The sequence below is a fragment of the Streptomyces sp. GDS52 genome, assembly GCF_052246875.1.
Lineage (GTDB): Bacteria > Actinomycetota > Actinomycetes > Streptomycetales > Streptomycetaceae > Streptomyces > Streptomyces cathayae.
In genome coordinates this window covers 540481-565856 of sequence record NZ_CM125966.1, presented here as the reverse complement: position 1 = coordinate 565856, position 25376 = coordinate 540481, and the positions used below count along the sequence as shown (strand labels likewise).

Annotated in this window: 15 protein-coding genes; 11 read left to right on the top strand and 4 right to left on the bottom strand. The window is 69.9% G+C overall.

Going from position 1 to position 25376, the window contains the following annotated elements; translation table 11 throughout:
* The first annotated feature begins 353 nt into the window (after positions 1–353).
* The 6 genes from ACTWJ9_RS02700 (at position 354) to ACTWJ9_RS02675 (ending at position 6536) form a co-directional block, all read left to right on the top strand.
* On the top strand, positions 354–1172 hold the full coding sequence (locus ACTWJ9_RS02700) for a helix-turn-helix domain-containing protein (RefSeq protein WP_387035223.1): 819 nt from the start codon (positions 354–356) through the stop codon (positions 1170–1172).
* Positions 1169–1375 (top strand): DUF397 domain-containing protein, encoded by a 207-nt coding sequence (locus tag ACTWJ9_RS02695; protein ID WP_387035225.1) that lies wholly within the window; start codon positions 1169–1171, stop codon positions 1373–1375. Before ACTWJ9_RS02700 ends, ACTWJ9_RS02695 begins: the two co-directional genes overlap by 4 nt.
* A gap of 250 nt (positions 1376–1625) precedes the next feature.
* A complete protein-coding gene (locus tag ACTWJ9_RS02690; protein WP_443295114.1) occupies positions 1626–4277 on the top strand; it encodes an ATP/GTP-binding protein in 2652 nt (883 codons plus the stop codon).
* Between the two features lie 5 nt (positions 4278–4282).
* Positions 4283–5209 carry a phosphotransferase gene (locus ACTWJ9_RS02685; RefSeq protein WP_387035229.1) on the top strand — a complete coding sequence of 309 codons (927 nt, stop codon included), beginning with the start codon at positions 4283–4285 and terminating at the stop codon, positions 5207–5209.
* Between the two features lie 362 nt (positions 5210–5571).
* Entirely contained in the window at positions 5572–6336 is a 765-nt protein-coding gene (locus ACTWJ9_RS02680; RefSeq protein ID WP_443295113.1) for a helix-turn-helix domain-containing protein, read from the top strand.
* Positions 6333–6536, top strand: a complete 204-nt coding sequence (locus ACTWJ9_RS02675; RefSeq protein ID WP_387035233.1) for a DUF397 domain-containing protein — start codon at positions 6333–6335, stop codon at positions 6534–6536. The genes ACTWJ9_RS02680 and ACTWJ9_RS02675 overlap by 4 nt, the downstream gene beginning before the upstream one ends.
* Positions 6537–6651: 115 nt before the next feature.
* On the opposite strand, the gene ACTWJ9_RS02670 is transcribed toward ACTWJ9_RS02675, so the two are convergent.
* The 4 genes from ACTWJ9_RS02670 to ACTWJ9_RS02655 form a co-directional block, all read right to left on the bottom strand.
* Entirely contained in the window at positions 6652–11745 is a 5094-nt protein-coding gene (locus ACTWJ9_RS02670; protein WP_387035235.1) for a class I SAM-dependent DNA methyltransferase, read from the bottom strand.
* Between the two features lie 23 nt (positions 11746–11768).
* Positions 11769–14663, bottom strand: a complete 2895-nt coding sequence (locus tag ACTWJ9_RS02665) for an SNF2-related protein (RefSeq protein ID WP_443295112.1) — start codon at positions 14661–14663, stop codon at positions 11769–11771.
* A gap of 157 nt (positions 14664–14820) precedes the next feature.
* Positions 14821–16083 (bottom strand): serine/threonine-protein kinase, encoded by a 1263-nt coding sequence (locus tag ACTWJ9_RS02660; protein ID WP_443295111.1) that lies wholly within the window; start codon positions 16081–16083, stop codon positions 14821–14823.
* A 187-nt stretch (positions 16084–16270) separates the two neighbouring features.
* Positions 16271–18463, bottom strand: coding sequence for an N-6 DNA methylase (locus tag ACTWJ9_RS02655; RefSeq protein ID WP_443295110.1), 2193 nt, complete (start codon positions 18461–18463; stop codon positions 16271–16273).
* 206 nt (positions 18464–18669) lie between these two features.
* Here ACTWJ9_RS02655 and ACTWJ9_RS02650 point away from each other — a divergent pair, with 206 nt between their 5' ends.
* The 5 genes from ACTWJ9_RS02650 to ACTWJ9_RS02630 all read left to right on the top strand — a co-directional run bounded on the left by ACTWJ9_RS02650 (position 18670) and on the right by ACTWJ9_RS02630 (position 25369).
* Positions 18670–19896, top strand: a complete 1227-nt coding sequence (locus ACTWJ9_RS02650; protein ID WP_443295109.1) for a DNA sulfur modification protein DndB — start codon at positions 18670–18672, stop codon at positions 19894–19896.
* A 138-nt stretch (positions 19897–20034) separates the two neighbouring features.
* Positions 20035–20646, top strand: coding sequence for a hypothetical protein (locus tag ACTWJ9_RS02645; RefSeq protein WP_443295108.1), 612 nt, complete (start codon positions 20035–20037; stop codon positions 20644–20646).
* A gap of 190 nt (positions 20647–20836) precedes the next feature.
* The gene (locus ACTWJ9_RS02640) at positions 20837–22210 is read left to right on the top strand and encodes a hypothetical protein (RefSeq protein WP_443295107.1); all 1374 of its coding nucleotides are present in this window, start codon (positions 20837–20839) and stop codon (positions 22208–22210) included.
* A 205-nt stretch (positions 22211–22415) separates the two neighbouring features.
* Positions 22416–22703, top strand: a complete 288-nt coding sequence (locus tag ACTWJ9_RS02635; RefSeq protein WP_387035250.1) for an ATP-binding protein — start codon at positions 22416–22418, stop codon at positions 22701–22703.
* Positions 22704–22867: 164 nt separating this feature from the next.
* On the top strand, positions 22868–25369 hold the full coding sequence (locus ACTWJ9_RS02630) for an MGH1-like glycoside hydrolase domain-containing protein (RefSeq protein ID WP_443295106.1): 2502 nt from the start codon (positions 22868–22870) through the stop codon (positions 25367–25369).
* Positions 25370–25376 lie beyond the last annotated feature (7 nt).

Genomic DNA, 25376 nt, shown 5'->3' with positions numbered 1-25376 from the left:
GGTCAGAGGCGGGACATGCTCACCGGAACGGGGGTGGAGGGACAACGGGCACCTCGACAGCTGCATCGATCGGAGGAACCACCCGAGCATGCCCGTTGATCACGCTGTCGCACCGGGAAACTCCAAGATCCCCGACAGAGTCAAGCTCAGCGGAGGGCAGCACGCGTTCCGATGTACAGACGAGGGCCGTACGGGGAGAGGACGAGGGCTCGTCCCCGGTACGGGGGAAGCGGGGCGAAGTGGGGCGACCGCCACGATGTGTATACCTAGAGTGATCCTGGAGTGACGGTCGGGTGCCTGTGCCGGGGTGTGGGGCGGGCGCCACTGTGCGGGTGGGTGAGGTGAGGTCACCGGTGACTACGGCTCACGGTGAGGGCGAGACGGGCATCCTTCGGTGTTTCGGGCAGCAGTTGCGGTTGCTGCGGGCGAGCAGGGGGCTGACGCGGGCGGAGTTGGGTGCGAAGCTCAGTTACGGCGAGGACATGGTCGCCTCGGTGGAGTTGGGGCGGCGCATCCCGAAGCCGGAGTTCATCGAGCGGGCGGACGCGGTGCTGGAGGCCGGCGGTCTGCTGACGGTGATGAAGGAGGAGGTGGCCAGGGCGCGGTACCCGGCCTTCTTCCGGGACGCGGCGAAGTTGGAGGCGGAGGCGGTGGAGCTGCATGTGTACGCCAACCAGGCCGTGCCGGGGTTGTTGCAGACGGAGGAGTATGCGCGGGCGGTGTTCGGGGTGCTGCGGCCGCCGCTGGATGATGGGGTCGTCAACGAGCGCGTTGCCGCGAGGCTGGCACGCCAGGAGATCTTTCACCGCAGGCCGCATCCGCTGATGAGCTTCGTCATCGACGAGTCTGTGCTGCGCCGTCCCATTGGCGGACGTGACGTATTGCGGGGGCAGTTGGAGCAGGTGTTGCTCGTCAGCCACATGAGGCACGTCGAAGTGCAGGTCATGCCGCTGAACCGTGACGAGAACGCAGGAATGGCCGGTCCGTTCACCTTGATCGAGACGACGGGAGAGCGCAGGATCGCGTACGTGGAGGTGCAGAACGTCAGCCGGGTGCACAGTGATCGGGAATCGGTACGGGCTCTGGAAGCCAAGTACGGAACGCTGCGCGCTCAGGCGCTGACGCCTCGCGAATCACTCGCGTACGTCGAGAAGTTGTTGGGAGAGCTGTGAGCATCTACAAGGAAGCGCCAGGAGCGGATGGCCGCCTGCGCTGGTTCAAGAGCAGCTACAGCAGTGAGGAGGGCGGGGAATGCGTCGAGGTTGCCATCGACAGCGTCGCCGTCCATGTGCGTGACTCGAAGCAGGTGTTGGGGTGCGGGCCTGTGCTGACGGTTGGGTCGGTGGCGTGGTCGGCTTTGCTCGACGCGATGTGAGTTGGCCGTTCCACCTCGATCGTGCAGGGCAGACAACGGCTCGCGAGGCCGGCGCTTCTCTTGCGGGGCGCCGACCTGCGTTTGTGAGAGTAGCCCCCGGGCGGGGCCCGGCAGCCAGCGGCGGTTCAGTAACGGGTACCGAACTCCTCGAGGCGGTCAGACCGGATATGCCCGCCCTCATGCACCGAAATTTGACGGTGCTTCAGGCCCGCTGCTCTTCTGGCACCGTTGTCGATGCAGAGGGGCGCTGGTGAGCCGACAGGACCTGAGAGCGCTGTTTCGCTCGAACGATCGCGAAGTCAAGGCGGTCGACTACTTCGCGGACAGGCGTGATGAGTGGGACTCGGTGGCGTACAGCCTCTCCCATCTCTTCAACGCCGTCCGTGCCGAAGGCTTCGACGTGCAAGACCTTGAGGAGCCCCGCCGCAATGTGCTCACGTTCTACGGCGTCGGTGGCATCGGCAAGTCGACGCTGTCTCGGTGCGTGGCCAAGCACTTATCGGGAGAGGTCTCAGCCCAGGGCGACTGGCCGCCACTGGACGAGCGCGTCGGTCCCGTCGTACCGGTCCGCGTAGATCTGGCGCGCGAGTCCGGCGTCGATTTCGAGTCACTCGTCCTGGCCATCCGGCTGGCCGCGGCGGAGATCGGACAGCCGATGCCGACATTCGACTTGGCCCTGCAACGGTATTGGGAACACAACCATCCCGGTGAACCGCTCGACGAATACGTACGTCGCCGTACCCGATTGAGTTCCCTTCCCGGTGCTCGGAACCTGTCGGGCCAAATGCAGTCGGCGTTGGCGGACGTGGCACAGGCGGTGGCGCTTCCCGGCACGATGGGTCAGATGGTCGGCCAGGGCCTACGGACCTTCGTTCGCGCGTTGCGGGAGAGACACCACCGGGTCAGGGCACTCGCGGAGTGCCGCAGATTCGCCGATCTCCTGGAGGCCACTCCCGACCAGGACGCGCTCAGCTACTACCCGCACCTTCTCGCCTGGGATCTGGCAAGCCTTCCCATCAAGCGCAGGGCGACTCTGGTAGTCTTGCTGGACACGTTCGAGGATGTGGGGGACCGCGTCCATCGTGATCTGGAGCGCCTCATCCAGCGGGTTGTGTGGCTGATGCCGAACGTCCTGTTCGTCATCACGGGTCGCAACCGTCTCCAGTGGGACGACCCGCAGCTCGAGGGGCAGCTGGACTGGGCAGGTCCGGAATGCTGGCCCCAGCTGGTGGGTGGCGCGACGCATGAGCCCCGTCAGCATACGGTCGGCTACCTGTCCGCCGGTGACTGCGAGACGTACCTCTCCCAGCGTCTGACGCGTGACGGCCGACCGATGATGGACGTCGCTACCCGCCGCCTCATCACGGCGAACTCCCACGGTTTGCCGCTCTACCTCGACCTGGCGGCGATGCGGTTCCTTGATCTCTACCGTCGGTCGGGCAACGCTCCCTCTGTGCACGACTTCAACTTTGATTTTCCCGCTCTGGTCGCCCGGACTTTCCGTGACCTGCCTCCGGACGTGAGGCGTGTGGTGCGATCCGTGAGCCTTCTGGAGACCTTCTCCGTGCCGCTTGCCTCGGCCGCGGCCGGCTTCGACCACGATGCCCCGGCTCAGAGCCTGGTGGACCGGCCGTTCGTCGACCATGACCCTGGCGCGCCGTGGCCCTACCGCCTGCATGCCCTGGTTCGGGACGCGGTGCGGGAGGCGGACTCGACCAGCGACGACCGATGGACGAGTGCCGACTGGCAGCGCGCTGCACAACGAGTCTTCGAAGCTCTCGGTGCAGAGGACAAGTCCCATCGCGCGCGCCTGGTCTCGGCTCTCCGGCAAGGCATGGCACTGTCTCACCAGTTCGGTCTTCCGCTCGGCTGGCTCGAAGGCGCCGCGTTCCAGTACGTCGGCGACTTCGTCTGGGAACCCATCGAGCCGCCCGCCGGTGTGCTGGACAGCGCCGATCCCACCCCGGCTCAAGCACTTGCCGCGGTTCTCTCCGCGATTACCCAACGGCAGCGCCGCCACCGCAGCAGTACTGCGCGGCAGCTCCATGAGGTCTTGGAAGCCGGCGTCCTGCCGTCAAGTCTGGAGGAGCTGCCGCGCTACTTCTTGGCCGAGTGCAACCGGGACCTGGGCAACTTCCAAGAGTCCCTGAACGGCATGCAGCGCGTCGTCGACCTGGGAGGGCGCCTCGCTCCCACCGCCCGCCGAGGGCTGATCCACCTCGCCCGCCGGATCGGCGACTTCCCGCAGGCCAGGGAAGCCGCACTTCACCTGGGAGCAGAGGGCCGTCAGGATCGTGTCCTCGGTGACCTGTGGTGGCCACAGGGATCCATCGCCTTGGCATGCTCGTCCTATGCGGTCGGCCGTGACCAGGCTCTGGCCGCCGGGCAGGTCGGCGAAGCGGCCCTGTCACAGGCATGCCTCGCCTTCGCCGCCGCCTTCCAGGACCGCCCCCGGGCGGCCGAGCAGATTGCCCGGGCAGAGGAACTCCTCGCCGGCGTGTCGATCCGGTGGGCGGAGACACAGACGCGCATCGCGGGACTGCTGAGGGACGCAGGTATCGTCCGTGACCTGCCAGAGCGTGCCGAGGCCGTGGCTGTGGAGGCCGTGGAGGCGGGCCTGACGTCGTCCGTCGCCTACGTCCGCTTCGCCGAGTGCCTGCATGCCCTCGTGGCCGGTACCCCCGAGGCGCTCGCCCAGGCCCGGGAGCGTTTGATGACGGACTGTGTCAACGGGGCCGAGTTCGCGTACCTCGCCGAACTGACCTACCTGATGGCCGACGAAGATCCGCCCGCTGGTCTCCCTCGTGCCGATTGGCTGGACAGCACCGCTCAGGTGCGGGCGCGCTGGGTCGGCCTCGTCGAGGACCGCCGACAGGAGTCGGCAGCACACCAAGGAGCTTGAACCAGATGGCGCACTACACCACAGCCGACCAGATCGATCTCGCCGTCGTTGCCGACAGGTACAGGTTGACAGGGGTGTCCGTCGTCCCCCTCTCCGGCGGGGCGGCGAACTCCAGTTTCCGGCTCGCGTCCGACCAGGGCGAGTATGTGCTGACCTCGCTCGACAACCACGACGAGGCATCCGCGAGCACCCTGGCCCGTCACACGCGGGCCCTTCACCGGCTCGGCGTTCCGACCAGCGAGGTCGTCCCCGCCGCCGACGGTTCACTCATCGCCCCGATCGGCGACCGCCTCCTCATGGTGAAGAAGTGGATCGAAGGCACCGTTCAGCAACCGTTGCCACACACCCTCCTTACCGAGGTGGGCGAACTCCTTGCCCGTATCCACATCCTTGCCCCCGAGGCCGAAGGCCTCGACGGCGTTCCCGTCGGTTCTCGCCGTCTCTCCTCGGAGCACCTCGCTGAGATCCCCGCATTCGACGACCGGGAATTCGCGCGGTGGCTCACGTCCCGGCTTGACCGCGTTCGAGCCGCCGAGGCTGACAACCTCCGGGCACCCTGCCTGATCCACGGAGACCTCTTTGACGACAACATCATCGTCCGGGACGACGGCGGACTCTCTGTTCTGGACTGGGAGACGGTTTCCCTTGACGATCCTCTGCTGGACCTGGGCATGGCAGCCGTAGGCCTTGCCCAGGACGAGGCCGGCCTCCTGGCCACCGACCGCCTCCACACCCTGCTCGATGGCTATGAGAAGAGACGCCCCTTCACCGCCACAGACCGCGCACTGCTTCCTCTGGAAATTGAGCATGCGGCCCTGATCATCGCCTTTCACCGCTACTACCGTCACAACGTCCGGTTCCCGAATCCGGAGAGGGCCACGTACCACCGGGCGATGGTCCGGTTCACGGAGTCGGTCGCTCGTCGCGTGTAATGCTGCGTCCCTGTGGCTTCTTGTCGCCCTCGGCGTTGCTGCTCACCTGAGTGATGGCGTCGGCGGTTGGTGAGAGGTTCATTGTCTCCGTGCACTTGCTGAACGATCGGTACGGGGAGCGGCGTACCGGCGAGGGCTGTACGGGGGAGCCGCAGGCGCTTGTACCCGGTACGGGGGAAGCGGGGGCAAGTGACGCGAAAGCTACGATGTGTGTCTCTACTGTGAGCTGTGAGTGACGGTCGGGTGTGGTGCCTGCTGCGGGACATGGGGTGGGCGCCACTGTGCGGGCGGATGAGGTGAGGTCACCGGTGACTACGGCTCACGGTGAGGGCGAGACGGGCATCCTGCGGTGCTTCGGGCAGATGCTGCGGCTGCTGCGGACGAGCAGAGGGCTGACGCGGGCGGAGTTGGGTGCGAAGCTCAGTTACGGCGAGGACATGGTCGCCTCGGTGGAACTGGGGCGGCGCATCCCGAAACCGGAGTTCATCGACCGGGCGGATGCGGTGCTGGAGGCCGGCGGGCTGCTGACGGTGATGAAGGAGGAGGTGGCCAGGGCCCGGTACCCCGCGTTCTTCCGGGATGCGGCGAAGCTGGAGGCGGAGGCGGTTGAGCTGCATGTTTATGCCAGCAAGGCCGTTCCGGGGCTGTTGCAGACTGAGGAGTATGCGCGGGCGGTCTGTGAGATGTGGCTGCCGCTGATGGACGCGGAGATCATCAACCAGCGGGTGGGCTCCCGTCTCGCACGCCAAATGATCTACGACCGACAGCCCCTCCCCACCATCAGCTTCGTCATCGAGGAGCACGTGCTGCGGAGGCCTCTTGGCGGGTGGCACGTCATGCGGGGCCAGTTGGAGGAAGTACTGCTTCGCGCGCAGCAGAGGAACGTGGTCGTACAGATCATGCCTGTCGGATGTGTGGAACATGCCGCGCTGGATGGGCCGTTCACCCTGTACGAGACGCAGAAGGGGCAGCGGCTCGCCTATGTTGAGGCGCGGAACGACAGCCGCCTCTTCACTGAGCGGAGGTCGGTGCGCGAGTATGAGGAGCAGTACGGCATCCTGCGTGCTCAGGCCCTGACTCCGCGCGAGTCCCTGGGGCTACTCGAGAAGATGCTGGGAGAACTATGAACGCGGAAGACGCGACGCACGGTGAGTCCAAGCTGTCCTGGCGCACCAGCAGTTACAGCACGGGGTCGGGTGGCGAGTGTGTTGAGGTCGCCCTTGCGGCTATCGGTGTGTATGTGCGTGATTCAAAGTGCGTGGTGCAGGGCGGGCCTGTGCTGAAGGTCGGCTCGGCGGCGTGGTCGGCATTGCTTGAGGCGATGTGAGCTTGTTGCCGTCGTGAGTCGGTCGTCCATGGCCAGCTGAACGGAGACGTACGGCGGCTCGCGAGGTGGGCGCTTCTCTCAAGGAAACGCCCACCTTCGCTATGAGGAACGGCACTCAGGTCTCACGGTTCTCAGGCGGAGTCCAGCGGCCAGCAGCGATCTCTTTGTCCAAGCGAGCTTGGAAGTACGCGTGCGCGGCGCGCATCTCGGCCTCGCGGTCCGCCTTGTAGAAGGGGGCGGTGTAGCCGGCCGGGGGTGGAGTGGTCTCCGGGTTCTCCAGGTGGGCGAGGAGATCAAGGTAGTCCTGCTTGCTCTGGTTGAAGCCATAGGTGTTGTGGTTGCCTGCGATCTTGCGACCGTTGGCGTCGAAGTACGTGACGGCCTCGTAGTCGTACAGGATCGGGTAGCGCGACTTGTAAATCGCGACGAGTTGGTCGGCGGTGATGTCGAGCCAGACCGAGACGAGTGCGTCTAGTTCGACGAGCGCGGCGCGGCGCTCGTATTCGGTGCGGAGGGGGGTGCTGTACTCCCATGTGGCCGTGAGATCGGCCGCGAGGGGCTTGAGGTTCGGCCAGTTGGCGTTGGCCCAGTCCTCGTAGCCTACCCAGCGGGGGTCGAAGAGTTCGTCCCATAGCGGGGCGTAGTAGGTGGTGAGGGCGTTGAGGCGGAGGGTGCGGAGGAGGAGGGCGGACGCGAGGGGATGGGTAGGGTCGGCGGCGGGCATCTTGTGCGCCTCGGCGACCCTGAGGTCCGAGCGGCCGGTGATGCGGAGGAGGTAGTCCAAGGGGAGGGCGGCCCAGAAGCCTGCGGTGAGTGAGGTCAGACGATTGTTCGCCAGCGCCATGGAATGCACGGCGTCGACGTGTGCGGGGCCTGGTGGGATCAGAGCGGCGAAGAGGCTCCGCTCCGTGTCGAACGGGATCATTCGGCGCCACGCCACCCGGAAGTAGTCCGTGTAGCGTAGTTCCTCGTCTGCGTTCCAAACGTCCTGCGCGGCACGGTAGTCGGCCTCGGAGCAGGCGCGGACATAGTTGGTGCGGGGGACGGCGTGCGCCGGGAGAGCGCGTAGGTCCATGGCTGACCAGTCGCGATTGGTTCGGCAGGGGTTGTTGGGGTGCTTGTTGAAGGGAAGCCCCACGCCTAGATGTGGTCCTTGAAGGATGAGATCTCGCGGATTATCCAGATCTGATGTGCCCCAGTGATATAGGCCGAGTTTCTTCGTCGCAAGGTTCTCGAACATGCCTACTGTGATGTGCGGGCGGGATCGCTCCTCAGCGAGACGACTGGGAAATGCGGAGAGCGCGTTGACAGCTTCCTGCTCAGCGGATGTCACCGGATACAACATGGAGGCTTCAGCGTCTGGTATTTCACTCTCACCGGACAGTCGGTTCCACTCGGCGAGACGAGCCGCATCGACGTTGACGAGACGGGCACGGTGGGGGCGGATGTCCCACTTGCCGTCGTGCTTGATGCCGGGCAATGGACCTTTGCCGTCGTGGTGGAGGGACGCGGTGAGTGTGTCGGGCGAGAAGAGCCAGCTCAGGTGGGTGAAGTCGACCGCAGATGGTACGCCGTAGACGTTCACGCTGAACTCGGTGTTCGCGTGGATCTCGGGGAAGATGCCGGTGCGGTTGTGGAAGTGGGCGTGAGCCCGTAGATGCTGGTAAGCCGCCGCCCGTAGCGGTCCTTCCTTTACGCCTCCGAAGTGTGTGTCCGGATGGATGAGCCCTGCCATGCCCATCATGTTCGTGTGTCGCCAGACTTGGGTCATAAACGCGCGGTAGAGGTCCGGACGGGTCTTGTTCAGCAGGGGGTACGCCGACTGGGAGGTGAGCAATGTAGCTGTGGCGGTGATGCCCGCCAGGTCGTTGAGGACGAAGGCGACGTTCGCCTGGTCCTCCATGGCTTCAGCCTTGCGTAGGCGCCACTCTTCAGCACTCGGCTTCTCCGACAGCTTGAACCATGGCTCAAGCTCAGCCAGTACAGCGTCCTCATTCCAGTCCGGCCGTACCCAAGGTGGATTCCCCACCTGCAGATCAAAGCCACCTTGCGCGCTGAAAACTTGCCCGAACTCCAGCTCCCAGTGGAAGAACCCCTGCCGCTCAGCCACATCCCGAGCCACCCCCGCCCACGGATACCGCGACTCCAGCGAGGTGAACCGCTCCATGCCCATCCACTCGGGCAACTCGTCCTCGTACCGCTCCAGTTCGTCCAGCGTGTCGAATTGGGCCACCAGCGAGTCTGCGGCCACGTCCTGCGTGCCCAGTAGCGACTCGGCGAAGTCCAGCCAGTCGTCCAGGGAGGCCAGCGCGATCACCGGGCGGCGCTCGCCCCGGATCTGCTCCTTGCGGCTGCCGCCCCGCGTGCCCTTCGACTTGACCTCGACGACCTCAACTCCGCCGAAGAAGTCCTCCTTCTCGTACGTCTCTCGCGCAGGCGCGGCCGACTGGGCCGGGACCGGGGCCGCCGACACGGTCCACCCCGCCGACTGCGAGGCGACCTCCGCCGCTCGCACGTACGACTCATGCGAACCGTCCAGCAGCGCAGCCTCCTGCACCGGCCAGAACCACAGCGCGCACCACGCGTCCATCAGCGTCTTCAGGCGCCAGTACGGGGTGTCGACCGCCTCCAGGTCCGCCTTGACCTTTTCCCTCGGGACCGCGACCTTGGGCGAGCGCAGCCAGCCGTCCTCCGCGCCCCACACGTCGATCCGCCGCGAGATCTCCCGCTCGGAGATCTCCAGCCGGCGGACGACCAGCTCCCACAGGTACTCCGCCCGCCGTGCCAGACCCTGCAAACGCTTGGTCTGCGTGGTGTTGGGGGACTTGGTGATCGCCTTGCGCCAAGCGGCGAGCGCCTTCGCCTCCGCCGGGGCCAGCGCCTTGGCCTCCTTCTCGGCCGCGACTGCGCCCCACTCCTTCGCCGGGAGCAAGAAGTGGTGCACCGCGCCCTCGGGCAGCGGGGTGCCCGCCAACGCCTCCGACAGCGGGAAGCGTTCCGGCGTTGTGCCCAGCCAGCCGCCCTTCTTCAGGCGCTCGGCCGAGTACACCTCCCTACGCCCACCGATCAGCGAGTTGCCGCGCCGCAGGTGCAGGCCGAACCACGGGGCCTCCATGCCGGGGTGCATGGTGTTCAGCCACAGGGACACCTCCGCCAGCTCCACGGCCGTGTTGTTGAGGTCGACGCCGTAGGAGTTGTGCAGGGCGATGTACGCCTTGGCCTTCTGGAGCTCGACCGCGTACTTCTCGGTGTCGATGGCGACGCCCAGCTCGTCCTGGCGGCGCCGCAGGTACTCCGCCGCGACCTGGTTGATCGCCTCGTTGAGGAACGCGCCCGAGCCGAGGGCCGGCTCGCAGATCTTCCACTCCAGCAGCTCGCGCGCCTCGGTGACCGTGTCGTCCTGGTCCAGGCGGTGCTGCAACGCGAGCTGGACCGTCACCCGGGTCAGGGACTCCGGGGTGTAGTAAGAGGCCGAGGTCTGACGGTCGCGCCCCGACAGGCGGTACACGAACGCACCCGGCGCGTACCGTACGCGCCGCTCCTCGCCGGTGTCCTCGTCCTTGTGCCGGACGAACACCGCGTCGGGGTACTCGTCGGCCTTCGTCGCCGGGACCAGCCAGGAGCCGTCCTTCGGGTCGCCGTTCTTCGCGACCTCGTACAGCTCCTCGCCCGCGACGAAGCCCGAGTAGGACATCAGGCCCTCGTACACGGCGCCGAGCTGGTTGATACCGAGCTGGGCGTAGGAGATGAAGCCGCCGCGCTCGCGCTTCTTGCCGCGGGTCAGCATCAGCAGGCGCAGCACCCGGTACAGGGTCTCGTTGCGCAGGCGGGTGTCGATGAAGCGCTCCCCGCCCTCGGCACCGGCCTCGCTGTCGACGCGCGGGTCGGGGACGGCGTGCCGGCCGATCAGCCGGATCGCGTCCGGTTCGAACAGCTTGGAGTGCAGCGGCTCGAAGCGCAGGCCCACGTCCTCCGACGTCTTCGCGGTCACGGCGTCGGCCGACTCCGCGTCCGCGCCGTGGGTGCGGCGCGGGCGGTGGCCCTCCTGGACCTTGCGGAACAGCAGGTCCAGTGACTCGTACAGGTAGAAGCCCTGGCGGGACTTCTCGTCGACCAGATCGCGTTCGGCGACCAGTTCGCCGAGGCGGCCGAGGCCGTAGCCCATCTGGTACTCGGGGTAGTCCGAGGGCAGGATGCCCAGTTCGGGGCGGGCCTCCGCGTACAGCAGGAACAGGACCCGGTACAGGTAGCGCAGCGACTCGCGGGTCAACTGGCGGCCCAGCTCGGGGAGTTCCTTGACCTCCTCCGGGCGGACGCCGGCCTCGCGGATCCGGTCCAGGACCTCGTTGGCGATCAGCTCGACGCTCAGCCGCAGGCCGTCGCGCAGCTCGCTGGAGACGCCCACCGCGTGCTTGGTCGACTTGTCGAGGAGCGCGGCGAGCGGGTTCTCGCCGCCCTCCTCCGGGGTGCGCAGCGAGTCGGCGCCGAACAGGGCGGCCACCGTGTCGAGTTCGCCGCCCGCCTTGATGTCGTTGCGCTCCAGCGCCGTGTCCAGCGACACCGCCAGGTAGCGGCCCTCGCCCCAGGCGGCCCGGTCGGCGAGGACGACGACACCGCCGACCAGCAGCAGGACGTAACGGGGGGCGTCCTCGCAGGCGAAGAGGAAGGAGGCGAGCTTGGAGCCGGTGGTGAGGGTGTGCCGGCCGTCCAGGCGCAGCTCGTCGAGGAGGCGTCCGGCGCCGTCGGGGTCCAGGGCGTCGTCCGGCTCGGCGGACCAGCCGCAGTCCAGGGCGACGAGGTCCTTTTCCGCGTGGGCGACCGTCACCTCGTGGGACTGGTCGGCGCGGACGACGGTGAGCGTGCCCGGCTTGGCGTCGAAGCCGAGGGCGTGCAGCACCTCCGCGTTGAGCGTGCGGACGCGGTCGCGCCACTCGGGGGCGTCGTACGTCACGGCGTCGTCGCCGGTCGCCGCGTGCTCCTCGTCCATCGTGAAGTAGGAGCGGGCCGCGAAGTAGGGGCGGCGCAGCGCCCGCAGACCCGCGCGCGGGGTGACCGGCAGGGCGCCCTCGGGGCGCTCGGCGCCGACGGCGTCCTCCTCGCGCTGCTTCCACTGGGCGAGCAGACCGGACTTGAGGTCCTTGGGGAGGACCTCGGCGAGGTAGTGCGCGGAGAAGTAGTCGCCGCGGTTGACCAGGGAGTCGAACGTCATCGTGGGAACCTCTGGGTGATCGGTCAGGCGGCGGTGGCGGTGGCCGGGGCGAGGACGGCGAGTACGCGCAGCATCGGGCGGCCGGTGGTGAGGAGGGAGTCCGCGAGGGAGGCGAGGCGTTCGCGGGTGTGGGTGGGCGCGGCGCCGCCGTTCGTCAGCGCCGGCTGCTCCCACGCGCCCAGGCGGGCCTTGTACTCCTCGATGGGCGCCCTGAGTGGTTCGTCCCACGCCTCGCGGTGCTGCTCCAGGAACGCCTCCGCGGTGTCCAGGACGCCGGGGATCGCCTCGGCGAGGCGGGCCGTGTCGTGGGCGAGGCCGGGGTTGGCCATCGTCGGGCCGACCTGGGCGCGGCGCAGCACCGCCACCATGTCGTCGTCGACCTCGCCGTCCGCGGTGACCGCCATCCACTTGACGACGGTCGGGCGGCCGAGGGCGTTGGAGTAGATGCCCTGGACGAGGTAGGTGGGCCGGGACACGTCGGCGGTCAGGACCGGCGCCTCCTGGCGGTCCAGGCGGACCAGGACCTTGTCCGTGAGCCACTCCATGACCGGGTGCAGGTCGGTCAGCAGGGAGATGTCGGGCCAGCTCGACGTCGCCGAGGCGCGGGCGCGCGTGAGGCTGCTGTCGGCGAGCCGACGGTTGAAGGTGACCTTCAGGCGGTCCCGCAGGCCCTGCTCGCGGACGTAGTCCGGGGGCAGCGCCTTGAGGCGGTGGACCAGGTCGGAGGGCGGGACGAAGGAGAGCAGGCCCGTCTCGGGGTCGGTGGACAGGTCGAGCCGGTCGTGGGCGTCCGGGTAGACCTCGCGCAGCGCCTCGTCGAGGAACTCGCGGGCGGAGGCGAACAGCCGGGGCACGTGCGCCCTGGGGACCGTCCCGGTGCCGTCGCCGCCGCCCGCGTCGGAGGCGGCGGCGACGTCGTCCTCCGGTTCGTCGTTCACGGCGCCGAAGAAGTCGGCGAGGAAGTCGTCCACGCCGTCGTCGCCGTCGGCGCCGGAGGCGCGGTCGGCGTCCAGGGACTCGTCCACGGTGCGGCCCCGCAGCAGGTCCTGGATGAGGGACTTCTCCTCGGCCTCCGCCCGGTACAGGCCGGACACCGCCTCGGCCGTGCCCAGCGCCTGGTGGGCCTGCGCCTCGCGCTCCAGCAGGCGCTCCGAGACGAGGGTGTCGTCCTTGGCGCCGTCGACGGAGCTGGTGAGGATCAGCGCCCGGAACTGCGGCTGGTGCGGCTGCCCGTAGCGGTCGATGCGGCCGTTGCGCTGCTCGATGCGGATGAGCGACCAGGGCACGTCGTAGTGGACGAGCTGGTGGCACTGGCGGTGCAGGTTGACGCCCTCGGAGGCGACGTCGCCGGTGAACAGCATGCGTACCGGTGTGTCCGCGAGGCCGAAGTCCTCCACGCACTGCATCTGCTGCTCGTCGGACAGGCCGCCGTGCATGACCCGGGCGGCCTCCTGGGCGGCCTTCCCCTTGAAGCCGAGGGCCCCCGGCACGGTCCGCGCCAGCCACTCCAGGGTCTGCACCCGCTCGGAGAAGACCACGACCCGGGTGTCCGACTTCGGCCCGACGCCGATCTCCCGCAACTGCTCCAGCAGGGCCCCGAGCTTGCCCGAGTCGGCCTCCGTCATGCCCGACGCCAGCTCCAGCAGCCGGTGCAGGGCCGCGCGTTCGGCGGCCGTCGACTCCGGGTCGTCCTTCTTCTCCAGCGTCCTGATGCGCGTGGTGACCGTGGCCTTCAGCGCCGCGTGGGAGGAGAGGAAGGACTTCAGCAGCGTGTACGGGAACAGGGGGACGTCACTGACCGACTTGGAGCCGTCGGACGGCAGCCAGACCGCGGCCAGCTCCTCGAAGACCTTCTCCTCGGCGGGCGTGGCCGTCACCCGGATCGAACGGGAGGGGCCGCGGTCCGCCCACTGGCCCTTCATCTGCTCCCGCACCTCGGGGCTGACCTTGGTGCGGCGGATGAACAGGTGCTTGATGTCCTCGGCGCGGTAGTGCTCCGGGTCGCGGATCGCGGCCGGGTCGAGGAGGGAGATCAGCTCGGCGAAGGAGCGGGCGTCACCGTTGTGCGGGGTCGCGGAGGCCAGCAGGAGGGCGTCCGTGTGCGGGGCGAGCGTGCGGGCGAGCTGGTTGCGCAGGGAGCCCTTGTTGATGAGGTTGTGCGACTCGTCGATGACGACCGCGTCCCAGTTGATGCGCTCCAGGTGGTGCTTGTACTGGTCGGTGTTCTTCAGGGTGTCGATGGAGACGATGACCCGCTTGAAGTACGTGAACGGGTTGCGGCCCGCCGGGATCTCCCGCTGGATCCGCTCGATGCCCACCGAGTCCAGCCGCACCAGCGGGATCGCGAACCGCGTCCACAGCTCGTGCTGGAACTGCTCCAGGACGTGCTGCGGGGTGACGACGAGGATGCGCTCGCCCCGGCCGCGGCGGATCAGCTCGGCGAGGGTCAGGCCGATCTCCAGGGTCTTGCCGAGGCCGACGACGTCCGCGATGAGCAGGCGGGGGCGCAGGTTGCGGCCCGACAGGGCGAGTTGCGCGGGACGCTGCTGGTAGGGGAGGGAGTCCAGGAGGAAGGAGTCCGCGAGCGCGAGGCCGCGCTCGGCCTGCGGCAGCGGCGTCTTGCGCAGGACCGCCTCCAGGAACAGGCGCGAGCGGCGGAAGTTCGGCGAGTCGTCCCGCACCAGGCGGGTGCGCCGCGGGTCGAGCAGTTCGATCCGGTCCAGCCCGGTGAAGAACACGGCCTCCTGGTCGCGCACGAAGTCCGAGGCGCCGACCGCCTCGATCCGGGCGCCGTCGTGCTCGGTCCGCGTCGCGTTGCGGACCAGCCACACCTCGTCCCGTACGAGGATCTGGGCGCCCGGCGGGAACAGGGCGTCCTCGCCGCGCGTCGCGGGGGCGGTACTCAAGTCGGCGGTCACGCGGGGGCCTCCTGGGCGTTCACGTCGGTGGGCTGGGTGCGTCCCGTGGCGGGCGACGGGTGGAGGGCGGCCGGTGGGGCCACCGTCGGACCGGCGGGACGCGGGGTCGGGGGAGGGGAGGGGCGGTGGGGCTCGGTGCGACGGGCGGGCGCGGGGCTCAGAACGGAGCCTTCGCCGCGTACGCGGCACGGAGGCGCGCTGCTGTCTTGCGGGCCTGCACGGAATGCCGCAGCGTGTGCGTCGCCTCCTTGGGCCGCCTGGGCGCCGTGGGCGGGCGGCGGTCCGGTGCCGGCTGCTCACGACGGGAGCCGCCGGAGGGATCCCGCTGGGCGGGAGGGGCGGGAGGCACGGGGCCGGGGGAGTCCTGAACCGTCGGGTCGGCGGGGCCGGGGGCGTCGAGCACGGTGGGGGAGGGCTCCGGCGCATCGAACGGGGCAGGCGTGTCCAGGTCGGCCGGGGTGACCTCCGTGCCCGGGGCGTCGCTCACGGGGGCGGGCCAGGCGGAGAGGGTGGAGGCGTCGGCGGAGGCCGCCTTGTGCCGTTGCCCCGCGGTGTGCGCGGTGAGTCTGCGGCGCGCCTGGGCGATCTTCATGCCCTGGGCCTCGATCACCGAGCGGCACTGCTGCACCACCTCGGTCAGCGACGGCCGGTCCCCGGCGTTCTGGGCGAGCATGCCCGTCAGGAGCGGCACCAGGGCGTCGGGCGCACCGGACAGGTCCGGTGCCGTGTCGGGGTCGGTGACGAGGTGGAACACCATGTACGGGGTCGCCGCCTCGTGCGGATAGTGGCCCGTCGCGGCGAAGAGCAGCAGCGCGCCCAGCGCGTACACGTCCACGGCCGCCGTCAGCGGCTTCACCCCGGCGGCCTGCTCGGGAGCCATGCAGACCGGGGTGCCGACGACCTGGTGGGGGGCGGTGAGGGAACTGCTCGCCTCGGTGAAGGCCGCCAGGCCGAAGTCGATGATCTTCGGGCCGTTCGGTCCGAGCAGGACGTTGGCCGGCTTGAGGTCGCGGTGGAGCAGGCCCTGCGTGTGCACGGCCGACAGCGCCTCGGCGAGGATCGCGCCGAGCGCGGCGGTGAGGACGGACGGCAGCGGTCCGTGCGTCCTCAGGTGCCGGGCGAGGTCCGGGCCGTCCACGTACTCGGTGGCCAGCCATGGTTGTTCCGCTTCCGCGTCGGCGCCCAGGAACGCCGCGAGGCGCGCACCCCAGATGGTCTTGAGCACCTCGATCTCCTGCGCGAACCGCAGCCGGGACACGGAGTCCACGACCGACGGCTTGATCACCTTCACCGCGGCGGGCTCACCACCGGGCGACTCACCCAGGAAGACCTGGCCCATGCCTCCCTGGCCGATCCGGCCGAGGAGCTCGAAGTCGCCCAGTGAGGGCGGGTCCTCGGGGTTCAGAGGCGTGATCTGCACGTGCGTCCTCGACATTCGGTCATGGCGGGCGTCTGATCAGCCGCGATGCGCGCCTGAAGACACGGTAGTGGATGGGGCCGGGACCAGGGACACCGATTGCAGGATGGGGATATCAACGCCTTGAGGTGAGGAGCTCGTGAAGACTCGTGACCGGTGCATGAATGCGGTGATGGTCATCGAATGTCCGTCAATGGGGCGGATTGCCCCGTGGTGCACGGGAGGACGCCTGCCCCGACGGCAGCAACTGCCCGCCCGTGAGCCCGCCCGCCAGCAGCCGTGCCGTCTCCTCCGCCAGCCGGGTCGCCCGCTGCGCCTCCGCCCGCAGTTCGTGGACGCGGCGGAACGCCTCCCCGTACCGCCGTTGCTCCTCCAGCGGCAGCAGCGGTACGCGCAGCCGGCCGGGGCTGACCTGCAGCACCGTGCTGCCGGTGGACGCGCCCGCGATGTTGTCCTCGGCGCCGAGGAACCCGGCCAGGAACCAGGCGTCCAGGCGGGCCGGGTCCGGCCGGAAGAGGTGGACGTGGGGGCCGAGCAGTGCGCCCGCCTCCGCGTCGCCCGCGACCCGGGACATCGGGCCGTCCTTGCTCGCGACCGCCCGTACGAGGACGTCCCCGACGGCGATCACGGGCGCCGCGCCGCTGCGCAGCTCCGCCGGGTCGCCCGTGGGGCCCGAGCCGCGTGAGATGTCCGATCCGGTGAGGACCGCGCGGACGCTCGGCTGCTCCGCGGTGCCGGCTCCTTCTTCCGCGCGGCTCCGGGCCCCCTCCGGCAGGGTCCGCAGCACCGTGAGCGCGCCGCCGCGCGCCAGGTCGGACGCGGTCGCCGTACGCCACTGCCGGGCCGAGTCGCCCGCCGGGTCCCAGCCGTCGTAACCGGCGGCCCGGACGAGGGACTTGGCGGCCTCGAACAGATTCCGGCGCGTCGCGTCGGCCTCCGCCGCCAGCTTCGCCGGGTCCACGTCGGTGCGTGAGGCGCGGACGAGACGGGTCGGCGTCAGGTCCACGGTCTCGTCCAGCAGGTCGACGACATCGACCGCGCGGGCGACGCCGGGCTCGCCCTCGAAGGCGTCCGGGTCCCGGGTGAAGGCGTGCCAGGCGTCCAGCGCCTGTGCGGTGATCCGCTCCCAGTCCAGCGAGGCGGACCGGCTGCCGCCGCGGGTGCGCGGGCCCGTCCGGGCATCCGTCTTCGCACCGGCCGCGGTCTCTGCCGTGTCGACGAAGAGCACCGACTTGCCCGCCGCGCCGCCCGGTTCGGGCCGTCGCAGGACCCAGATCTGCAGGCCCACGTGGAACGGCACCGACGCGCCGACCGGCAGCGCCAGCACCGCGCGCAGGGCGCCGCTGCGGACCAGTTCGGCCCGTACCCGGCGGCCCGAGGCGCGGCCGGCCGTCGCGGGCGGCAGGACCAGGACCGCGTGGCCGCCGGGGGTCAGGTGGGCGAGGGCGTGCTGCACCCAGGCCAGTTCCGACTCGGCGCGGGCCGGTACGCCGTACGCCCAGCGCGGGTCGTACGCCAGCTCGTCGTGCCCCCAGTCCCGGACGCCGAACGGCGGGGTGCACAGCACCGCGTCGGCGTCCAGGCCGGGGAAGGCGTCCGCGCGCAGGCTGTCGGCGGCGCGCACGGTGACCGTGGCCTCGGGCGCCGCGAGCATCAGGCCCACCGCGCTGCGCCGCGCCTGCACGGGGAGCACGTCCTGGCCGTACAGCTCGGTCGCGCCCCGGCGGGCGGCGGCCTCCAGCAGGGTGCCGCTGCCGCAGGCCGGGTCGAGGACGCGGACCGGGGTGCCGGGGACGAGGCGCGCGAGGAGGTCGGCGAGCGGGGCCGGCGTGCCGTACGCGCCGCTCGCCGCGCTCTCCTCCAGCTCCCGTTCCGCGAGCACGCCCAGCGTGGCCGGGCCGCCCTCGTCCCGTACGCACACGTACAGCGCGCGGAGCACGGCGGCGTCGGTGCCGGCGAAGCGCACGGCGCCCGCGCTCGGTACGGCGTCGGCGACGCCCGCCGCGTCGCGCTCGGCGCGCAGGGCGAGTTCCTCGTCCGGGAGCTGTGCCGCGGCCGTGAGCTGCTCCGGGGTGCGGCGGGCCGCCGCCAGGACGAGGAGCAGCAGGTCCGCCGTGCCGCCGTCGTCGCCGTCCGTGCTCGGGGGGTTGAGGCGGAGGGTCGTGCGCAGTTCCTCGGCCGGGCTGGCCGCCGAGGCGTGGCCGCGCGAGGCGAGCCAGGCCCTGACCGTCTCCAGGTCGTACAGGGGGCTGCTCTCCGTGCCGCCGGACGGGTCGGGGAAGTCGTCGTACCGGCGACGCCAGTTGCTGACGGTGGCGCGCGTGACCCCGGCGATGCGGGAGATCTCGGCGGCGGTCACCTGCGCGGACGGCTGCTGGGGCATGACGGAAGACCTGGACCTCTCGTAGCGGACGTCAACAACCTACAGCACCCGTCAAGTCAGGTGTGATGTTTGACAATGCTTTCCCGGCTCTGCTTCTCTGGTGACGCTTCCGCAGGGAGTGCTGCCGTGCAGCCCGGCCGCACGGTCCGTGCTTCCTGCGTGATCTCTCGCGTCCCACGCCTGTCCGAAACTCCGGGGGAGTCACCATGCGCCTGACCATGCCGACAGGTGTCGTCGAAGGAACCCAGCTCACCGTGATGCCGTTCCGCGACGACGCCGTCGTCGGGACGATGTCCGTGCCCGCGCTCGTCCAGCTCGTACCGTCACCGCGCGCCGAGGAGGACCCCAGGAGGCTGAAGGCCGCCTCCGGCCTGGTGCGCCGGCACGCCGAACTGCGGGCCACCGTGCAGCGCACGCTGAAGTCCTCGCAGAAGGGCAAGAACGTCACGCCGTACGCCGAGTACATCGCCGCCGGCCTCAAGGGCGAACTCGGCGCCGCCTGGTCCACCCCGCCGGTCACGCTCTGGCACGCCGGACCGCTCGCCGCGCTCAGCGACGAACTCGTCCCCGGCAGCGGCCTGCGCACCCTCACCGTCGCACCCGGCACGATGGTCGTCGCCATCGACGGCGAGACCCAGACCACCGCCTGGCACGACCTCTACGACGACCCCGAGGCGTACGGCCTGACGTACCCCGAACTCGCCCAGGTGCGCCTGCCGTTCGAGATGTACATCGACCTCGCCCCGGCCGACGCGCGGCAGATCTTCTACGACCGCAACGTGCAGGGCGTCGCCGTCGCCAAGAACCTGGCGATGTCCATGGACCAGCGCGACTTCGGCACCCGGCTCGCCCACCTCGTCGCCGACTCCGTACGCGTCGACGTGGACGGGCAGCGGGTACCGTTCGCGCGGCTCGTCAACGCCACCAAGCGGCAGGTGTCGGCCGGCGACCGCGAGGTCGTCACGCTCTCCGCACTGCGCGCCCTCGTCGTCGCCACGCTCTACGGACGCGCCGGACTCCAGCGGTCCGCCGAGTCGGTGCACGAGGACGAACTGCCGGGCGGCAGCCGGTCCGTGCAGGTGGAGGCCGCCGTCGTCCCGGTGCTCGGCCGGCTGATCGACCGCTACGCGCAGCACCTGACCGACCGCAGCGCCCTCACGGCACCCGCCGTCCTCGCCGGGCTGGGGATCGCCGTCCACCACACGATGCCGTGGACCGAATCGGCCTCCGCGTTCCGCGTGGAGGACCTGATCCGCCTCCTCGACGACGTCCACTGGGAGCGCGAGGCGAAGTACTGGGACGGCATCGCCGCCAAGACCGGCACCTCGGGACGCCTCAACTTCAGCGGCGGGGTGAAGGACTCGGGCGGCCGGGTCGCCGACGCGATCCTCTACCCGGCGACCGAGGCGGGCCGCAAGATCCGGGGCCGCTGAACCCGGGCACCACGCCCACGCGCCTCTCGACTCCACCTCATCCCGCATCGCGATCCCACGCACGCATCACACGCATGCGCGCATCGCGATCCCACGCACGCATCGTGATCCCACGCACGCATCACACGGAAACGGAGCATGACCATGTCCTTCCAGCAGCCTTTCCACTCCCCCTCTCCGCAGCCCGGGCCCGGCACCCAGGGCCCCTTTGGCCTCGGCACCCCCACCGGCCCGGCGCGGCCCCCGAAGCAGCGCGGCCGGTGGCTGAAGTACGGGGCGGTCGCCTTCGTCTCCCTGTTCATCGGGGTCGGCATCGGAAGCAGCGGCGACGGCACGGCGGCAGCGGACACGACAGCCGCCGACACCAAGTCGGAGCCGAGGCCGACGGTCACCGTCACCGAAACCGCCAAGGCCAACGGCGGCGGTGACGCCAAGCCCGCCCCCGCCCCCACCGTCACCGAGACCAAGACGGTCACCGCCAAGCCGAAGAAGACCAAGGCGCCGGGCCCGGCGACCAGCTTCTCGGGAGAGGGCGAGTACGTCGTCGGCGAGGACATCAAGGCCGGCACGTACAAGACGGCCGGGGCCGACGGCGACTTCGGCTGCTACTGGGAACGGGCCAAGGACGCCAGCGGCGAGTTCGGCTCCATCATCGCCAACAACAACCTGAACGGCCTGGGCCGGGTGACCCTCAACACCGGCGAGTACTTCAAGACCAACCGGTGCCAGGAGTGGAAGAGGGTGGGCTGAGCCGGTGGAGGGTCCACCCCTCCAGGTTGTCGAAGTCCTTCTCGGCGGCCAGGAGTTGGCCGACATAAGGGTGTTCTCCGACAGGGTCGGAAACCGGGGCGCGGCGGACTGCCCTGCCATGTGATGATCTTGCCGGTGCGCCGGGGCTGCCGGCGCGTCAGTCGCGTTACCACACCCTTGGGGGGTAGCAATGAGACTGTTGTTCTCCGCTGGACGCCCGGTACGGCTCAGATCCGGCGCCGCCGTGGTGGCGGCGGCCGGCCTGCTGACCGCCGGCCTCGCCGCGCCCGCGTTCGCCGACGACGACCCGCCGCAGACCGACCAGTTGTGGATCAACAAGCCGTACGAGCAGACGCTGCCGCTCGGCACCGACGGCGGCCAGCCGCAGTCCCGCACTCTCCGCGTCGGCCTCTCCCACGACAACGAGAACTTCACGGTGACCGACGGCAGGCTCACCGTCGACGTCTCCGACCTCACCGGGGTCGCCGAGGTGACCTGGCCCGACACCTGCACGCCGAGCGGCACGAGTGCGGTGTGCGACGTTCCCGTGGTGCCCACGATCGGGAGCGACTACAAGCACCAGGTGTTGCTGACGGTGCGCGCGGCCGACGGCGCCGAAGTCGGCGCACAGGGCAGGATCACCTACGAGGCGACGGCCACCGGCGGCCCCGACGGCACGCTCACCGCGCCGCACGAGAGCTTCGACACCACGCTCACCGTCGGCGCCGGGCCCGACCTCGCCATCGACCCCGTCGCCGACATCGAGGCCGGCCGGCCCGGCGACGAGCGGACGATCCCGTTCAGGATCACCAACAACGGCAACGAGAGCGCGAACGGGTTCACCGTCAAGCTGCACGCCTCGTACGGCCTGACGGATCTGACCCGGTACGACGCCTGCACCTACACCACGACGGACGGCAACGACTACGCACCGTCGAACAGGGCAGTCTGCACGTTCGACCAGGTGCTGGCGCCGGGCGACTCCTTCGAACTGCCCGAACCGCTGACGGTGCGACTCGCCCCGCACGCGCTGAACGAGCGGCTCGACATCGACGTCGAGCCGGGCGACGGTGCCCAGGACATCGACTCCGAGAACGACTACACGATCCTCCAGATCGGCGCGGAAAACACCGCGGACTTCTCCGTGACCGGTGACACAGTCTCCAGCACGGCGGGCGAGACGGTCACGGCCGAGCTCACGTTCAAGAACAACGGCCCGGCCTGGCTCGGCAACCTCGGCTCCGGCGACCCGGTCGCCAAGGTCCGGCTGGTCGTGCCCGAGGGCACCGAGGTCACCGGCGTGCCGTCCGGCTGCTCCCCCCGCACCCTCGACGGCGGCTACTACCCGAAGCGTACGGGCGCCCCGCGCTACGACTGCAACCTGCGGTACTGGGTGCTGGAGGACACCCGGCACACGTTCGCGTTCTCCGTGCACATCGACACCGTGGTGCCCGGCGCGACCGGTGCCGTGAGCATCCACCCTTCGTACGGCGAGTTCGGCGAGTACCCCTTCGCCTTCGACCCGGACCTCGCGAACAACACGGCGGTCCTGGCCGTCAACTGACCGGCCCGCGGGTTCGGGGCAGCCGTTCGAGCGGCCGCCCCGAACCCGCGCCCTGTGGGGTGCCGACCGCCGCCGCAAGGTGCCGCCGACACCACTCCGACCCTGATCGACAGCCATCGGGATGACCGGCTTTCACCGGCCGGGTGTTTCAGTACAACCACCCCGGCGGCCGGGCCGTGTACGGCTCGAAGGTCACACGCTGACCGTGGCCAACACCGGGCCCACCGTGTCCGCCGACCGGATACCGGACCTCTTCGGGCCCTTCCGCCGCCGTACCCAGGACCGTGTCGGCACCACCGGCCGCGGACTCGGTCTCGCCATCGTCCGCTCCATCGCCGAGGCCCACGGAACCGAGGCAACGACCGAACCCGGCCGAACCCGGCCGACCGGGCGGTCTCCCCGGCACCGCCCGCTTCCCCTGACGCATGACGTGGCCCGCGCCGATGCGGCCCGGCCGCATGCCCGACTGCTCGATCCGTGCGGTGAGTGGTGATGCGCGCCTCGCGTCTCCCTCTTTCCAACGTTGCACGGACTCTTCAGATGTAGACCCGCCCATGGCAGTCTGAGCCGAGAACCTCTGGCGGACAACGCTGTCAGGCGCGGTCCGTCAGACGCTCGGGCAGCCCTGTCGACTCGTTCTCGCAGAGGAGCACTCGCATGGCCCTCGATCGTCGGCGGCTTCTTCACAGCGGCGCAGCGGCCCTGGGCGCGGTGGCCCTGAGCGGTGCGGTGCCGCCCGGCGCGGCCACGTCGGCGGGTGCGGTCGGCAGTCCTGCGGGCGGGGCGCCCGCAGGCGGCAAGGGGGCGAGCGCGTCTCCGCTGTATCCGGTGGTGGGTCCCGGAACGGCCTTCCTGGACCACCGGTCACTGCTGGGGGACCTGCCGGAGGCCGAGTGGTACGAGGCGAACATCCCCTTCGTCGACCTGCCCGACGCCGCCATCCGGGACACCTACTACTACCGGTGGCGCGTGATCAAGCACGCCCTGAAGTACACCGGGCCCAGGGAAGGTTGGATCCTCTCGGAGTTCCTGGGCCCGGTCGGCTACTCCGCGCCGCACGGCGGGATCAACGCCGCCGCCGCTCACCACATCCGCGAGGCACGCTGGCTGCGCGACCACCGCTACCTCGACGACTACATCGGCTACTGGCTGCGCGGCAGCGGCTCGGGACCCAAACCGGCCACGGACTTCCTCAACAAGAACACCACCGACTGGGCGCACCAGTACTCCTTCTGGATCGCGGACGCCGTGGTGGCCCGGGCGTCGACCGACGGCAGATGGGAGCAGGCCCTGGGTCTGCTCGACGAATTGGAACGCCAATGGGGGCGCTGGGCCCCGCAGTTCGACGACGAAGTCGGCCTCTACTGGCAGACACCGGTGTGGGACGCGATGGAGTACACCGCGAGCTCCTACCAGAGCGACGACCCGTACCACGGTGGTGAGGGGTTCCGCCCCACTCTCAACGCCTACCAGTACGGCGACGCCAAGGCGATCGCCGCACTCCTGCGGCGCCGCGGCCACCGGGGCGACGAGGCGAAGGCCGACCGCTACGACGAGCGGGCCCGTGCCCTGCGGGCGCAGCAGGAGCGCTGGCTGTGGGACGAAAAGCACCAGTTCTACAAGCACGTCATGCGGGACGGGAATCCCGAGCGGCGCAGGCTCGCCGACCGCGAGCAGATCGGCTTCCTGCCCTGGTACTTCCACATGGCTCCGGCGGACAACGCCGCAGCATGGGCCCAACTGCGCGATCCCGAGGGGTTCTCCGCGCCCTTCGGTCCCACCACGGTCGAGCGGCGCAGCCCGTGGTTCATGCACCAGGCGCTCGAGGGCTGCTGCCGCTGGAACGGTCCGAGCTGGCCGTTCGCCACCAGTCAGACGCTCACCGCCCTGGCCAACCTCCTCATCGACTACCCCGCCCAGTCCCACGTCGACCGCGCCGACTACTACGCCGTGCTCCGCGCCTATGCCCTGACCCATCGCAAGGACGGCAAGCCGTATGTCGCCGAGGCGCACCACCCCGACGAGGACCGCTGGATCTACGACGGCCGAGGGCACAGTGAGGACTACAACCACTCCACCTTCAACGACCTGGTCCTGTCGGGGCTGTTCGGGATCCGTTCCCAGTCCGACGCCACTGTTTCCCTCGCGCCGCTGGTGCCGCGCGAATGGGATCACTTCGCCGTGGAGAACCTCCCCTACCACGGCCACAACCTCAGCGTGCTCTTCGACCGCAGCGGCCGGCACTACGGACACGGAGCCGGCCTGAGCGTCTGGCTGGACGGCCGGCGCATCCACCGGCAGGACGACCTGGAGCCGGTGACGCTCACCATCGGCAGGGCCAGACAGCACACCCTGCCCCGCGAGGTCGACGACCTGGCCAACGTCGAGCAGAAGGGCCATCCCCTCGCGAGTGCCTCGTACACGTTCCACCTCGACAGCCCGGCCAAGGCCATCGACGGACAGGACCTTCACCTCGACACACCGTCATCGCGGTGGACCAACTACGGCAGTCCCCACGCGGACGACTGGCTCGCCGTGGACTTCGGCGTCCCCACGCCCGTGTCGGACCTGCGGATCTCCTTCTACGACGACGGCGGCGGAGTCCGCACCCCCGACTCCTACGAACTCCACCACCTCGGCCAGGACGGCGGATGGCATCCCCTGCCCGGCCAACTCCGCACCCCGCAGGCCCCCCGGCCGGGAACCCTCAACCGGATCCTCCTGGAGAGGGCCGTCACCACCACCGCCCTCAGACTCACCGCCACACGTACCTCGGGCGGCGCCGTGGGAGTCGCCGCCTGGCAGTCATGGCGGACGGAAGACCCCCGGCTCACCCTCACCGTCGAGACACCGTCGAACGGCCTCGTCCCCGTGGAGCCGGGCAGGGCCGTGAAGGTCACCACCACCGTCACGGCGATAGCCACCACAGTCGTCAGCCCGCACCTGCTCGTCCCCGACAACTGGAAAGCCCTTCCCCAGCACACGATCCGCCCCACCGCTCTCCGGGCGGGAAAGACGCTGCACACGCACTGGCTGGTGACAGCCCCCACCGACCTACCCCACCAACTACCGCAGTCCTTACGTCTGTTGGTCCGGTCCCGGGGCGAGAGGGCGGAGCAGTTCGTCACCAGCGTCGTCGCCCAGGCACAGTCCGGCTGACGCGACC

What these genes read in the sequence shown, in the direction of transcription:
- ACTWJ9_RS02685 (WP_387035229.1), top strand. Translation starts at nt 4,283, where the DNA reads ATGGCGCACTACACCACAGCCGACCAGATCGATCTCGCCGTCGTTGCC.
- ACTWJ9_RS02680 (WP_443295113.1), top strand. Translation starts at nt 5,572, where the DNA reads ATGCTGCGGCTGCTGCGGACGAGCAGAGGGCTGACGCGGGCGGAGTTG.
- ACTWJ9_RS02675 (WP_387035233.1), top strand. Translation starts at nt 6,333, where the DNA reads ATGAACGCGGAAGACGCGACGCACGGTGAGTCCAAGCTGTCCTGGCGC.
- ACTWJ9_RS02670 (WP_387035235.1), bottom strand. Translation starts at nt 11,745, where the DNA reads ATGACGTTCGACTCCCTGGTCAACCGCGGCGACTACTTCTCCGCGCAC.
- ACTWJ9_RS02655 (WP_443295110.1), bottom strand. Translation starts at nt 18,463, where the DNA reads ATGCCCCAGCAGCCGTCCGCGCAGGTGACCGCCGCCGAGATCTCCCGC.
- ACTWJ9_RS02650 (WP_443295109.1), top strand. Translation starts at nt 18,670, where the DNA reads ATGCGCCTGACCATGCCGACAGGTGTCGTCGAAGGAACCCAGCTCACC.
- ACTWJ9_RS02645 (WP_443295108.1), top strand. Translation starts at nt 20,035, where the DNA reads ATGACCATGTCCTTCCAGCAGCCTTTCCACTCCCCCTCTCCGCAGCCC.
- ACTWJ9_RS02640 (WP_443295107.1), top strand. Translation starts at nt 20,837, where the DNA reads ATGAGACTGTTGTTCTCCGCTGGACGCCCGGTACGGCTCAGATCCGGC.
- ACTWJ9_RS02630 (WP_443295106.1), top strand. Translation starts at nt 22,868, where the DNA reads ATGGCCCTCGATCGTCGGCGGCTTCTTCACAGCGGCGCAGCGGCCCTG.